Consider the following 13,089-nt stretch of genomic DNA (forward strand, 5'->3'; position numbering starts at 1 on the left):
TTGCCATCTGGTTCGAACCAGAAAGCCTGAAATCAAGCTGTAGAAATACTCCTGCATGCCCGAAGCCTTCCTGAGCCTGCCACCATTGAATGCGCTGCGTGCCTTCGAAGCCGCCGCGCGTCATCTCAACTTCCGCATCGCCGCCGAAGAGCTGAACGTGACGCAAGGGGCGGTAGCGCAGCATATACGCGGGCTGGAGGCCGATCTCGGCGCAAAGCTGTTCGACCGGCTGCCGCGCGGCCTGGCGCTCACCGATGAGGGCCGCGCCTATATGCCGAACATCCGCCGCGCCTTTGAGCTGATCTCCGAGGCCACCTTGCTGCTGCGGCCCGAACCGGCGCGGCTGACGATCAGCGTCACGCCGAGCTTTGCCACCAAATGGCTGATCCCCAAACTGCCGGCGTTCGTCGCGCACAATCCGCTTGTCGATTTGCGAATCCTGGCCAGCGAAAACCTGTCGAGTTTTCAGGCCGACGGCGTCGACATCGCGGTCAGGCAAGGCCGCCCGCCCTTCGGCTCCGGCCTGATGGTGGATCTTTTGTTTCCACAGCAGATCATCGCCATCTGCAGCCCTGCCCTGCTGCCGACCGGCGCGAACGAGATCGCGGCGGCCGATATCCAGCATCACGTCCTGCTGCACGACGCGCACAATCTATGGCCGGAATTCATGGAAAAGGCGCTCGGCCTGAGGATGGCCACCGAGGCCAAACGCATGCGCTTCAACCAGACAGGCCTCGCGATCGACGCCGCCATTGCCGGCCAAGGCATCGCACTGGCCAGCCGTTTCCTCGTCGCTGCCGACATTGCCGCCGGCCGGCTGGTGCAGCCGATCAACGCGGAGATGCGGGGGACGCACGATTTCTATGTCGTGATGCCGCGCAAGCAACGGCACCCAGAACCGACGCAAGCCGTGCGGCAATGGCTGCTGGATGAGGGCGATGCGCGCGGCTGTGATGGATAGCCGATCTCCCCGCAAGGCGGGAGATCCGCAGCTTGGCCGACGCCGCCCCTTTCAGCCTCGCCGAGCAATGTCGGCCGCCACTGCCTTCGCCTCGCGTCCAATTTCCCTGAGCAGACCGGTGACCGGATTGTAGAAGCCGACGAGGTAGAGGCCGAGTTGCGAGGCGCGGGCGTTGACGCCACTGCGCTCCGGCTGCAATTCCACGGGCAGAAACTTTTCGTAGCCCGGGCGATAGCCGGTGGCGAGGATGACGGCGTCGAAATTTTCCTGCCTGCCGTCGGTGAACGCAGCGCCGCGCTCGGTGAAGCCCGCTATGTCGGGTGCGATCTTGATGGCGCCTTTGGTGATGGCGTCGACCGTGCCGACGTCGATGACCGGGATGCGGCCGACTTCGTCGATCTGCTGCAGGATGCCCTGCTTCGGCCTGACGATGCCGTATTTCTCGAGCTTGCCCAGCGCGAAATCGAGGATGATCGGGAACATCCAGTCGTTCAGCGCCTGCGGCATCGGCCGGCTGGCGATGCCGACCATCTGGATCGGCACGCCGAACAGCTGGCGCGGAACGATGTGGACGCCCTTGCGCACCGAAATGGTCGGACGCGCGCCACTTTCCGCCAAGTCGAGCGCGATCTCGGCGCCGGTGTTGCCCATGCCGACGATCAGCACCGAGCGGCCGGCAAAGGGCGCCGCTTGCGTATAGTCGGCGCTGTGCAGCACCTCGCCCTTGAAAGCCTCGATAGCAGGGAGCCGGGGGACGATCGGCTCGGCATTGTTACCGCTGGCGATGACGACATGGCGCGCCTTGATGTTGTCCGATCCTGTCTCGACCAGAAAACCGCCGTCCCCGAGGCGAATGGCTTTCACCGTCACGCCGAAGCGCGGGCGCAGATCGAATTTTTCGGCGTAGTCGTCGAGATAGCGGACCACCATTTCGCGCGGCACGTAGCGCGGATAATTTTTGGGAAAGGGCAGGAACGGCAGCGACGAGAACGACTTGACCGTATGCAGATGCAGCCGCCGATAGTGCCGCCGCCAGGCGGGCGCGATCTCCTGCGATTTTTCGAGCAGGATGAAATCCACTCCTGCCCGCTTCAGGCAGGCACCGACCGCAAGGCCGGCAGGCCCGGCGCCGATAACGACAGTGGTGTCCAAGCGATTCTCCTCCCGCTAGCTCCTTAGGCTACGCGTAGAAGCGCAGGCGGGACAAGGCGCGCCTCACCTTCTGCCCTTGTTGGAGAAGGTGGATCGGCGCGCTAGCGCCGAGACGCCTTCGCATCGCGGCGCGCACGCTGCGCATCCTGTCCGGTCTCGGCTCACCCAGGGTGACGAATGTCTATCCCGGCAATCGCCCCATGCTGTCGGACGGGCTGCCTGTCGACGGCCGCACCGCGGTCGAAGAGCTCTACGTGCATGGCGGCATGGGCCCAATCGGCATGCATGCCGCCCCCGCCACCGCGCGCTGGCTGGAAGAGGCCGTGTTCGGGCGATGGCAATCCGAAGCAGACATGGCTCTGGCCACAGCGATTTGCAGGATGGGAAGGGTGAGGCTGCGCGACGTCGTGTCGATGTAGCCCGCCATCGGCCCGAAGGGAGGGCTGGCGTTGCTCCTTAGCCGATATGCTCGGCGCGCAGCTTCTTCTTTATCTGCTCCAGGCCTGCCTCGCCGCCCGTCGCCAGTTCATCGGCGATCCTTGCCAGCTTGTCATCGGCGTTGCGGTTTTTGCTGCCCCAGGCGCCGAGCGTCGCCAGCACCGGCAACAGGTCGATGCCCGCCTCCGTCAGCTTGTAGATCGCCTTGAGCTTGTGCGTGGGGTCGTCGCTTCTGGTGACAATGCCCTCATCCTGCAAGGTCTGCAGCCGCTCGGCCAGCGTGCGCGACGAGATGCCTTCGCCTGATAGCAGAAACTCCCGGAAGTGCCTTTTTCCCGCGAAAATCATGTCGCGGATGATCAGCAGCGTCCAGCGGTCACCGAGCAATTCGAGCGACAGGCTGATGGGGCAGCCGGATCTTTCCCTGGTCGACATTTGAATGCTTCCATTTTTAAATCACTTTACTATTGACATCATTTTTCTCTCGTGTCAATGGTTCCGAAAGTAAAGCAATCACTAACGCCGCCTGACCTGGCGCTGGTGACACCAGAGCTCAATCAGGAGAACGACGATGAGAAAGCTGATCCTGCAGATGCAGATATCGGTCGACGGTTTTGTCGGCGCGGCCGGCGATGAGCACTGGCAGCTCTGGGAATGGGGCGCCAACTGCCCGTGGGACGACGACTTGAAGCAGGATTTCAACACGGTGTTCGCTGGCATCGATACCATTCTGCTCAGCCGCAAGATGGCCGAAGAAGGCTATCTAACCCATTGGGGGAATGCCGCAAAAAGCTATCCGCGCGATCCCTTCTACGCTTTTGCGCAGCGCATCGTCGAGGCGCGCAAGGTGGTGCTGAGCGACAAGCTCGCGGCATCGCGGTGGGAGCGCACGACGGTTGCCAGCGGCGACCTGCCGCGCGAGGTCAAGGCGCTGAAAGCTGAAGGTGAAGGCGACATGGCGGTATTCGGCGGCGCCGGCTTTGCCTCGGCGCTGATTGCAGCGGGGTTGGTCGATGAGTTCCAGCTGTTCATCAATCCGGCCGCGCTGGGCGACGGCGAGCGGATTTTCGACCGTGGCGGCTTCCGGAAATTGCGCCTCCTCGGCTCTAAAGCCTATGCCTGCGGAATGGTGGTGAACCGCTACGCGCCGGCAATGTGAAGCAGTTCAGCGATTGAATCCGTGGACCGCTTCAACTCTTTGTTTTTGCGAGAACTCCGGACGGATCACCGCAACCCGCTCCTCGTGAACCTGCGCTAGAAATTGATCTCGACCGAAGCGGCACTTCGCTTTGCCGGCCCGTGAAACACCGCCTCGATGTTGTTGCCGTCGGGGTCGAGCAGGAAGGCGGCGTAGTAGCCGGGGTGGTAGGGCCGCTCACCCGGCGCGCCATTGTCGGCCCCGCCGGCATCGAGGCCGGCCCTGTAGAAGGCATCGACCATGGCGTTATCCCTGGCCTGGAAGGCCAGATGATGGCGCCCGGTCAGTTGTCCCCTCGCCGCTCGGCTGTCGAGGCTTGAGATGAACAGTTCGTCGGCCCAGAAATAGTCCTCGGCCTCGCCGCCGATCGGAATGCCGAGCGCCTTGAAGACTGCTACATAGAAGCGCCGGCTCGCCTCGAGGTCCCTGACCACCAGCTGGACGTGGTCGATGAGGCGGCCGCGATGCAGTTCCATGAGCGATCTCTCCCGTCGCGAGACCACAAAGCTAGCGCCGCGGAGCGGCTCGTCAATTCGGCAGTCTATTTGTCGGCGCGCTTGGCAGCCTTACACCCCTGCTTTTGTCATATCCGGATGGACTTCCACGCAGACCGGATAAAAAATGCAACCGGATTGTCGGATTCGAAATCCCGCCAACGTCCTTCGGACGCAAGCGGCGCAACGGAGCTGGAGCGAGTGGCGCCGCATCGAAACCGATCTCGGGAGAAGAGCATGAACAGTTCCTACCGTTGGGTGATCGTCGCGTGCGGCGCGCTGATGACCTGTGTGGCGCTCGGCGCGATGTTTTCGCTGGCGATCTTTCTCGAGCCGATGGCGCTCGACACCAACTGGTCGCGAACCGGCATTTCCAGCGCCATGACGCTGAATTTCTTGGTGATGGGCGCAGGCGGTTTCGCCTGGGGCGCCATCTATGACCGTGTCGGCGCCCGCCCGGTGGTTTTTGCCGGCGCGGTGCTGCTCGGCCTGTCGCTGGTGGTGGCGAGCCGAGCCCAATCGCTGCTAGTCTTCCAGCTGAGCTATGGCGTCATCGTCGGGCTGGCGGCCAGCGCCTTCTTCGCGCCGATGATCGCGCTGACCACCGCCTGGTTCGAGACCCATCGCAGCCTGGCCGTGTCGCTGGTCTCGGCCGGCATGGGCGTGGCGCCGATGACCATTTCACCCTTCGCGCGCTGGCTGATCACCGCCTACGACTGGCGTACCGCCATGTTCGATATCGGCATCATGGCCTGGGTGCTGTTGCTGCCGGCCGTCTTCCTGGTGCGCCAGCCGTCGACGGCGGTCGCGGCAGCGGATGGCAGCGCGCCCGCGCCTGCCGCGGCCCCCGGCATGTCAGTCGGCCAGGCGCTGCGCTCGCCGCAATTCCTGGTGCTGGGTATGACCTTCTTCGCCTGTTGCGCGGCGCATTCGGGGCCGATCTTCCACATGGTGAGCTATGCCATGTCGTGCGGCGTGGCGCCGATGGCAGCCGTGTCGATCTACAGCGTCGAGGGCCTTGCCGGGCTTGGCGGGCGCGTGCTCTACGGCGTGCTCGGCGACAGGCTGGGCGCCAAGCCGGTGCTGATCGTGGGCCTCGCCATCCAGGCGGTGGTGATCGCCGCCTATCTCGCCGTCGGCAATCTCGAGCAGTTCTATCTCCTGGCGATCATCTTCGGCGCCACCTATGGCGGCGTCATGCCGCTCTATGCGGTTCTGGCGCGCGACTATTTCGGGCCACGCATCATCGGCACGATACTTGGCGCCGCGACCCTGTTGTCCAGCCTCGGCATGTCGTTCGGCCCGCTCGCCGGCGGCATGATCTTCGACGCCTATGCCAGCTATTCCTGGCTGTTCATCGGCTCGGCGCTGATCGGCCTCGGTGCTGCCGGCATCGCCATCGCCTTCCCGCCGCAGCCCGGCCGAGAGAGGCTGCAGGCGGCATGAGCGAAATTTCCCCTCGAGGGGAAATACTCATCACCCTGTCCCCGTTCCCGAGCGCAGCTCTTCCCTGCCCTCGTCGTCGCGGCTGAGCCTGGCGTCCGAGATCAGCACCACCGGGCATTGGCAGCGCTGCAGCACGCCGGTGGTCGTCTCGCCGAAGAAGAGTTCCTCGCCAGGGCGCCGCGCCACGCCCATGACGATCAGCGCCGCCCCCCTGCCGGCCTGGCGGGCAATGGCATCGGCGGCGGCGGCCCGGCTGCGGATGGCCGTCTCGATCTCGACGCCATAGCGGTCGGCTAGTGCGACGGTATCCTTCAGCACCGCCTCCCTGCGGCGATGCGAGACAGTGTCGCGCGGTTCGTCGCGGCCGACGCGCGCGACATAAAGTATCTTGACCCGCGCACCCGTGACCGATGCAATCGCCAGCGCCATTTCGGCACCCCGGCGGGCGATCGCGGTGCCGTTGACCGGAACCAGAATCTTCCCGCCTTCAGGTCCTAGCCTTGGCATCTGGCGGCCGGCGCCGGTCGCCTTCAGCACCAGGCATAGCGGGCCCTCGAAGGCGCCGGCGATCTCGTTGATGCGGCGGGCAAACCCACCTTTCGACGTGACCGCGCGGCCGAGCCCGATCAGCAGCAGCCCATAGCCTTTGCGCGCCTCCTTGGCAACCGTTTCGGCCGAAAGCTCGGCCTCGTGGCGCCGCGTGACAGGCGCCGCGCGGGCCAGCTCCTCGTCCGAACTCCTGGCGGCCTCGCGGCTGTCCTCGGCACCCTTTTCGATCGGCTCGAGCTTCGCATCCGTGCCGGGCTCGGCCTCCTCCCCCTCGCCTCGGGCATGCAGCACCGTCGTCGGCCTGCCGGCGCCCACGACTCCTGCGAGGTAAGCGGCAAAGCGGCCGACAACGCCCTCATCGGTCACCACCAGCAGTCGTTCCAGATTGGCGATGAAGCCGCGTTGGTCGATCTCCTCGCGCTCCAGACGCTTCTTCTCGTTCTCGCCCATCGGCAAGCGGCCGAGTGCCCAACGCAAGGTCGGCGGCATGGCGAGCGTGGTGATCACGGCCATGGTCACGATCATGGTGAAAAGATTGTGCGACAGAACGCCGATCGACAGGCCAATAGAGGCGACGATGACTTCGGTCGAGCCGCGCGCGTTCATGCCGCAACCGACGGCGATGCCTTCCTTGCGGCTCATGCCGGCAAGCTCGGCGCCGATGAAGGCGCCGGCGAATTTGCCGAAGCTGGCGATCAGCACCAAAGCGGCCGTGAGTAGCGCAAGCTCGTGGTCGACAAGCACGGTGAGATCCGCCGAAAGGCCGGCGACGCCGAAGAAAACCGGCATGAACAGCGCCATGATGACGCCGCGCAATTGCCCTTCGATATGACGCGACAGGATCGGCGATTCCCCAACCAGTATGCCGGCGACGAAGGCGCCGAGCACGGTGTGGACGCCGATCAGATCAGTGATCAGCGCCATTGCGCCCATGATGGCGAGAATGACGGTGACGACGGCGTATTCGCTGCGGAACGTATCGTTGGTCCAGCGGATGGCGTCGAAAACGATGCGGCGGCCAATCGTGAAGGAAAACCCCATGAAGGCGGCGACGCCGACAATGGTGAAGGCAAGGCTGCCGAGCTCGATGCGCCCCTTGGTGGCGATGCCCGATGGTGATGGCGATGATCACCCAGCCGATCGTGTCCTCGATGATGGCCGACGAGACGATGATCTGACCGAGATCGCGGCGCATGAAGTTCATCTCGCGCACCACCATGGCGACGATCTTGACCGAGGAGATCGACAGCGCCGTGCCGAGGAAGAGACCGGCGACAATGCGCTCGGTTCCGTCGGCCAGCAGCGAGGCCGGCATCAACTGCGCGGCGGTGAAGCCGAGCGCGAAAGGCACGGCGACGCCCGCGGCGGAGATGGAAAAGCACGCGCGGCCGACCCTGCGCACCAGCCGCAGATCCGTCTCCATCCCGGTGAGCAACAGAAGCATCAACACGCCGAGCTGGGCGATGGCGCTGATCATGCTCTTTTGGGTGGCGTCGCCTGAAAAGATCACGCGTTCTGCTTCCGGCAATAGCCAGCCGAGCAGCGATGGCCCGAGCAGGATGCCGCCGATGAGCTGACCCATCACCGCCGGCTGGCCGAGACGCTCCAGCAACTCGCCGATGCCGCGGCCGACGAGAAGCAGAAGGAGGATTTCGAGAACGAAAATGCCCTCGCTGGACATGCCGGTCTTTTCGGCTGCCAACGATGCGGCCGGCATGAATGCGAAAGCTGCCGCGGCAAGCGCGACCGACCGGCGCCGGTTGACCACGAAGGACATGCACCCCCTCATTGTGCCCGGTATAACGGTTGCGGGCGAGATCGGTTGCACGCCACGCTCCCTTGGCGCGCCGCAGGTTCCTCCTTACCTGAAGCGCATAACGGGCCTATCTGACTGCGGATAAACCGCCGGGCCGGCGACGGAACATTTTCAACCGATTGCGCGTTGCGCAGATGGGGATGACCGGCGTCGTTTCGGCCGCCCATGGCGTTGGGAGGCGCATGGCAAGGGATGTCCCAGGTCAAGACCGTGAAAACCGACGAAGCGGCGGCCGCGCCGCGGGCCTCCGATGCGTTCGCGCTGAAGCTCACCTCATCGGAATTCGTGGCCACCATGTCGCATTTCCACCGCGCCGAAATCGCCCGCATGGCCGGCTGGCGCGACCGGCTGGACCGCACCAGCAACTGGGCAATCACTGTCGTCGCTGCGATGCTCTCTGTCTCACTGTCGACGCCAAGCGCCCATCACGGCGTGCTGCTGTTCGCCATGCTCTTGACCACGCTGCTTCTGTGGATTGAGGCGCGGCGCTACCGCTTCTTCGACGTCTACCGGGCCCGGGTGCGCCAATTCGAGCGCTATTATTTCGCGCAAATCTTTTCGCCGCAGCCCGACTATGCCTCCAACTGGCTGGCCATCGTCGGTGAAGGCCTGCGTTCGCCGCGCTTCCTGATCTCGCAGCGCGCGGCGCTGGTGCGCCGGCTGCGCCGCAACTACATTTTCATGTACACGATCCTGATGCTGGCGTGGGTGCTGAAGATCACGACGCCCAGTCTGCAGCGCGAAGGGTCGCCGATAGGCTTGGGCGCGTCATTTCTCGACGCCGCGCGCGTGGCGCAGCTCGGCCCGGTTCCAGGCATCTATGTCGTGTGCATGGTCGGGCTGTTCTATGTCGGCCTACTCGCAGCCGCTTTCCTCATCTCAAGCGCCGAGGGCGAGCTTTCGCATGGCACCGTGCATGTCTGAGAGCGGCCTCGAAAAGCGCAATCTGCCGCGGTGATCTTCAACAGACATTGTCGACCATCAGAGCGGTCGCTTCCGACCGGCTTGCGGCTTCCTCAACCGGAAGCCGTGCGCGATGGCGCTTGTAGGCGGTGAGCGCGATGACCAGCGCGCAGCATACGGCGTTCAGCCAGTTGATCGCCGCCAGCGCGGGATCGTTCAGATTGATGTGGGCGTAGAGTCCCGTCGTGGCGTTGGCGCCTGTCCACAACAGCCAGGTCGCGTAGGAAATCGCCGACGCCCCGTGCCTGTCCCGAGCCACCCGCACGATCTGCGGCAGGTAGGACACCACGCGCAAGCCATTGAAAATAGTGAAAAGATAAAAAGACAGATCAGCAAGTGTCATCCGAAACCCCTGTCATGGCCGGACGTCCCATAGCGTTCCTTGCAGTGGCGGCATGTGAGCCCGTTCACATGCCGGCTTCGATTTTCCTGTTGCGGCCCGGCATCCGGATTCTTTCGCCATGGGGGCGTTCGCCGTGAGCCCGCCCGACGAGGTCGACATGAACCAGATCCTGTTTCGGGGCGACGGCGCAGGAGTGCTAAACAGATCTCGTGCTTGGGCAAAGTTCGGGTTGACCGCTGCCAAGAGCGCGGCGACTATCCCTGCAACGTGCAGGAGGACATGAGAATGGACGAACCCGATCGCTGGCGGCACATGGCGAGCGCCCCCAAGGACGGCAGCCGCATCCTGGTCACGGTCAGGCCATCGGAACAGGGGCCGGCCGAGGTCGACCTCGCTTACTGGTCGCGCGCCGACCAGTTCGGCACGGAGGGCTGGCGCTCTTCCGATTCGTCGCCAGGACGGGTGATCGAATACCCCGAACCGGAGTTGAAATGCTGGATGCCGCTGCCGACGGCCAATCTGAGCCGGGCTTCAATGCCAAGTCCGTGGCAAGGCGAAGACGTCCCGCTGCTCGACGGCTCCGGGATATGATCTCGGCGGGATCACCGTAGGAAATACGCTGCCGGCCCAATACTTGACGGCCTTACTTCGGCCGACGCACCGATCGCACCATGCCGCCGGGGCCGCTGCCGCAAAAGAAGCGGTCGCCGCCGTCGGATTCGAGCCCGGAAACGCCCACCCCCGCCGGCATGTCGAGCCGTTCCAGCACCTTTCCGGTCTGTGGGTCGACGCGCCGGACATCGCTCTGGTCGCCTTCCCAGGTGCCGTGCCAGAGCTCGCCATCGACCCAGGTCACTCCGGTGACGAAGCGGTTGGAGTCGATGGTGCGCAGGATTTTCCCGGTCTCGGGATCGATCTGGTGGATCTTGCGCCCCCGGTTCTGCCCCACCCAGAGCGTGCCCTCGGCCCAGGTCATGCCGGAATCGCGGCCGCCGCCGGGCGCCGGGATGGTGGAGAGCACCTTGCCGGTATTGGGATCGATCTTCTGGATGCGGTCCCCGGCGAGCTGAAACAGATGCCGGCCGTCATAGGCGGTGCCGGCATGGGCGGCGACATCGATCGAGCGCAGCGTCTCACCGCTTGCCGGATCGAAGGCGGTCAGCCGCTCGCCCGTCGCAAACCAGACATTCTGTCCGTCGAAGCTCACGCCGTGCACGGTGTCGACATCAGGAAAGGGCCCGTATTCGCGCAGGATTTCCGCTGCTGAATGTTTCATGTCCTGGTCCTCGATCATGGTCACCTTTCCTAGCCGTTCGGCAGCGGCGACGGGAGTAACAAGGTGGTCGTGAAACCAGCGACCGGTGGCGTCATCCAGCGCCGCGCCCGGCCGTGGCCGAAGGACTGCACTTTGCCGGTCTCGGCCAACTGCTCGAGCGCCCGCTGTACGCTGCGCTGTCCGGCGCCCAGCGCCAGCGCCAACGCCGAGCTGGCCCAGGATTCACCATCGGCCAGGAAGGCCAGCACCGCGGCGTGCCGCTCCTCGATCGGCCGCGCCAGCACCGCCACGGAGCCTGCTTCGCGCGGCTTCAGCGCAAAGCCCTGGCTGGTCGCGCCGATGCCCGCCAGCGGCCGCAATTCGGCGCGCAGCCGACCGATCTCGACCCGCAGCCTGGCGCGATGCGATTCATCGGCATGCCGGCCGCCAAAGGCGCGGGCAATCAGCGTCGCCCTCGGCACATCCGCCGGCCAGGCTTCGGCAAGCGCGCGCGCCAGCGCAAACAGCACCGGCCGCGTTGCCAGCGAGATCGTTGCTTCCTGCTTGTGCACGATATAGCGGATCGTATCGACGACCAGCGCGCGCGACGCCTGCAGCGCCTCGACCTCTTCGAGCAACAGCGGATGCTCCTCGCCGCCTGCGATCAGCCGCGCCGCCGGCGTCTCCAGCGCCAGGAAGGCGCTGTCGACCTCCGCCATGAGACCCGGAATGCCGGCCCGGCGGGCGGCATGGCGCGCCGACTCAAGGGCTGCGCGCGCGGCCTTCGTCTTCAGGCGCCGCATGGCGATGCCGGCAACCGCGAGTTCATGCGCGGCGCGTGAGGCCGGCGGAAGCGGCGACGGATCGAGCCCAGCCAGCACGTCTTCAGCCTCGTCGAGGCGGCCGATCAGCAGCAGGCGGCGCACTTTGAGATGCCCGGCATGCGCCGCGTTCAGCCGGTCGCCATGCTTTTCCAATGTCGACCGCGCCGCGTCGAGCGCCTTGGACGGCCAGCCGAGATCACGCGAAACAAGTGCGATCTCGGCTTCGGCGACAACGCACCTGGCGCGCGCCACCGCCTCCTTTGGACCGAAGGCACGGCCGGCCCTACGCAACAGTACTTTGGCGCGATCGAAATCGCCGAGCTGCGCCATGGCAATGCCGCGCAACGCCAGCGCCGGGGCATCCTCGCGCAAGGCGACGCGGTCGAGTGCCGCCAGCGGATTGCCCGCCGCCAGCGCCAGCCCTGCCGCGGTGATCAGCGAGTCCATGCAAATCCCGTCACATTTGTAACTCCCACCGCCCCCCTTATCGGCCCTAACTTAAGTCACCACCGCCAAGCAGCAAGCCGCGGACGGAGACCTAGCCATCTGGACTGGTTGAAGACGCCCAGGCCTGCGTTGACGGCAATATTCGCATTCGCTAGCCTGAGCATCTCAGACAGTCGTGTTAAGCTTCTCAATAAGGAAAAACCGACCATGCCTGCTTCCGAGGACTTCGAGCCCACCGTGCGGCCTCGCCACCCCTGCTGCGGTGGCCCGCCTGCAAATGCCGTCACATTTGTAACTCCGCCCTCGCCGCCTCGCGGCCCTAGCCTGCCTCACGATCAACAGGCAACGACAAGCCACAACGGCTCAACAACTGGCAAAGGAAACAAGCAATGACCAAGCACGTGGCAATGAAGACCCCACCGGTCGTTTCAAGGCAAGAATGGGAAGCCGAGCGCGAAAAGATGCTGGTGAAGGAAAAGGCAACGATGCGCGCCAGGGACGCGCTGTCGGCCGAGCGCCGGCGCATGCCATGGATGGAAGTAGACAAGGCCTATGTGTTTGAAGGTCCCAACGGCAAAGCGAGCCTGCTCGATTTGTTCGAGGGCCGGCGCCAGTTGATCGTCTACCGCGCCTTCTACGAACCCGGCGTCCACGGCTGGCCCGAACATGCCTGCCGCGGCTGTTCGCTCGGCGCCGACCAGGTCGGCCATCTCGCCCATCTCAACGCCCGCAACACCACGCTTGCCTATGCCTCGCGCGCGCCGCAGGCCGACATTGCCAGCTTGAAGCAGCGGATGGGTTGGGAGATGCCCTGGTACACAATCACCGACAGTTTCGACAAGGATTTCGGCGTCGACGAATGGCACGGCCACAACGTGTTCATCCAGGACGGCAAGAAAGTGTATCGTACCTACTTCATCAACAACCGCGGCGACGAGCAGATGGGCACGGTCTGGAGCTACCTCGACGCAACGCCGCTCGGCCGCCAGGAAGTGTGGGAGGATTCGCCCGAAGGCTATCCGCAGACCGAGCTCTACAGCTGGTGGAACTGGCACGACAATTACGACGCCGCACCCGACAAGACGTGGGAGGAAGTCTCGGCGGCCGGCGAAGCCGCGTTCCGCAACAAGGACGGCAAGTAAGGACCTGGAGCGGCGCCCATCCAGCTTGGTTTCCTGTCCCTCACGGGACAGGAAACCCGGG

Annotated in this window: 15 protein-coding genes; 7 read left to right on the forward strand and 8 right to left on the reverse strand. The window is 64.7% G+C overall.

Annotated elements, in window-relative coordinates; genetic code table 11:
• Nucleotides 1–55: 55 nt before the first annotated feature.
• The gene (gene gcvA, locus X733_RS148360; protein WP_023819076.1) at nt 56–961 is read left to right on the forward strand and encodes a transcriptional regulator GcvA; all 906 of its coding nucleotides are present in this window, start codon (nt 56–58) and stop codon (nt 959–961) included.
• A 51-nt stretch (nt 962–1,012) separates the two neighbouring features.
• On the opposite strand, the gene X733_RS148355 is transcribed toward gcvA, so the two are convergent.
• A complete protein-coding gene (locus X733_RS148355; protein ID WP_023819077.1) occupies nt 1,013–2,113 on the reverse strand; it encodes an NAD(P)/FAD-dependent oxidoreductase in 1,101 nt (366 codons plus the stop codon).
• Nucleotides 2,114–2,283: 170 nt separating this feature from the next.
• Between X733_RS148355 and X733_RS148350 the strand changes: the two genes are divergently transcribed.
• The gene (locus tag X733_RS148350) at nt 2,284–2,532 is read left to right on the forward strand and encodes an FAD-dependent oxidoreductase (protein ID WP_245274447.1); all 249 of its coding nucleotides are present in this window, start codon (nt 2,284–2,286) and stop codon (nt 2,530–2,532) included.
• A gap of 37 nt (nt 2,533–2,569) precedes the next feature.
• Here the strand turns inward: X733_RS148350 and X733_RS148345 are convergent, their stop codons facing one another.
• Nucleotides 2,570–2,986 (reverse strand): helix-turn-helix domain-containing protein, encoded by a 417-nt coding sequence (locus tag X733_RS148345; protein ID WP_023819079.1) that lies wholly within the window; start codon nt 2,984–2,986, stop codon nt 2,570–2,572.
• Nucleotides 2,987–3,122: 136 nt separating this feature from the next.
• On the opposite strand from X733_RS148345, the gene X733_RS148340 reads away from it, so the two are divergent.
• Nucleotides 3,123–3,710: a dihydrofolate reductase family protein gene (locus X733_RS148340; RefSeq protein WP_023740061.1), complete on the forward strand. Its 588-nt coding sequence runs from the start codon at nt 3,123–3,125 to the stop codon at nt 3,708–3,710.
• A 95-nt stretch (nt 3,711–3,805) separates the two neighbouring features.
• On the opposite strand, the gene X733_RS148335 is transcribed toward X733_RS148340, so the two are convergent.
• On the reverse strand, nt 3,806–4,225 hold the full coding sequence (locus tag X733_RS148335) for a VOC family protein (protein ID WP_023819080.1): 420 nt from the start codon (nt 4,223–4,225) through the stop codon (nt 3,806–3,808).
• A 255-nt stretch (nt 4,226–4,480) separates the two neighbouring features.
• Between X733_RS148335 and X733_RS148330 the strand changes: the two genes are divergently transcribed.
• On the forward strand, nt 4,481–5,689 hold the full coding sequence (locus tag X733_RS148330) for an MFS transporter (RefSeq protein ID WP_023740063.1): 1,209 nt from the start codon (nt 4,481–4,483) through the stop codon (nt 5,687–5,689).
• A gap of 30 nt (nt 5,690–5,719) precedes the next feature.
• Here X733_RS148330 and X733_RS1000000171320 read toward each other — a convergent pair whose 3' ends face one another.
• Entirely contained in the window at nt 5,720–7,261 is a 1,542-nt protein-coding gene (locus X733_RS1000000171320; RefSeq protein ID WP_348625868.1) for a cation:proton antiporter, read from the reverse strand.
• On the reverse strand, nt 7,146–8,015 hold the full coding sequence (locus X733_RS1000000171480; RefSeq protein ID WP_348625864.1) for a cation:proton antiporter: 870 nt from the start codon (nt 8,013–8,015) through the stop codon (nt 7,146–7,148). Before X733_RS1000000171480 ends, X733_RS1000000171320 begins: the two co-directional genes overlap by 116 nt.
• A 231-nt stretch (nt 8,016–8,246) precedes the next feature.
• Here X733_RS1000000171480 and X733_RS148325 point away from each other — a divergent pair, with 231 nt between their 5' ends.
• Nucleotides 8,247–8,978, forward strand: coding sequence for a DUF2270 domain-containing protein (locus tag X733_RS148325; RefSeq protein ID WP_023733980.1), 732 nt, complete (start codon nt 8,247–8,249; stop codon nt 8,976–8,978).
• A gap of 37 nt (nt 8,979–9,015) precedes the next feature.
• Here the strand turns inward: X733_RS148325 and X733_RS148320 are convergent, their stop codons facing one another.
• Nucleotides 9,016–9,360, reverse strand: a complete 345-nt coding sequence (locus X733_RS148320; RefSeq protein WP_023819081.1) for a PQ-loop domain-containing transporter — start codon at nt 9,358–9,360, stop codon at nt 9,016–9,018.
• Nucleotides 9,361–9,645: 285 nt separating this feature from the next.
• On the opposite strand from X733_RS148320, the gene X733_RS148315 reads away from it, so the two are divergent.
• A complete protein-coding gene (locus X733_RS148315) occupies nt 9,646–9,951 on the forward strand; it encodes a hypothetical protein (RefSeq protein WP_023689804.1) in 306 nt (101 codons plus the stop codon).
• Nucleotides 9,952–10,003: 52 nt separating this feature from the next.
• Here the strand turns inward: X733_RS148315 and X733_RS148310 are convergent, their stop codons facing one another.
• Nucleotides 10,004–10,636, reverse strand: coding sequence for a glutaminyl-peptide cyclotransferase (locus X733_RS148310; protein WP_023819083.1), 633 nt, complete (start codon nt 10,634–10,636; stop codon nt 10,004–10,006).
• Nucleotides 10,637–10,665: 29 nt separating this feature from the next.
• The gene (locus X733_RS148305) at nt 10,666–11,886 is read right to left on the reverse strand and encodes a hypothetical protein (RefSeq protein ID WP_023819084.1); all 1,221 of its coding nucleotides are present in this window, start codon (nt 11,884–11,886) and stop codon (nt 10,666–10,668) included.
• 389 nt (nt 11,887–12,275) lie between these two features.
• Between X733_RS148305 and X733_RS148300 the strand changes: the two genes are divergently transcribed.
• On the forward strand, nt 12,276–13,028 hold the full coding sequence (locus X733_RS148300) for a thioredoxin family protein (protein WP_023819085.1): 753 nt from the start codon (nt 12,276–12,278) through the stop codon (nt 13,026–13,028).
• Nucleotides 13,029–13,089 lie beyond the last annotated feature (61 nt).

Origin of the sequence: Mesorhizobium sp. L2C066B000 (assembly GCF_000502335.1) — a bacterium.
Lineage (GTDB): Bacteria > Pseudomonadota > Alphaproteobacteria > Rhizobiales > Rhizobiaceae > Mesorhizobium.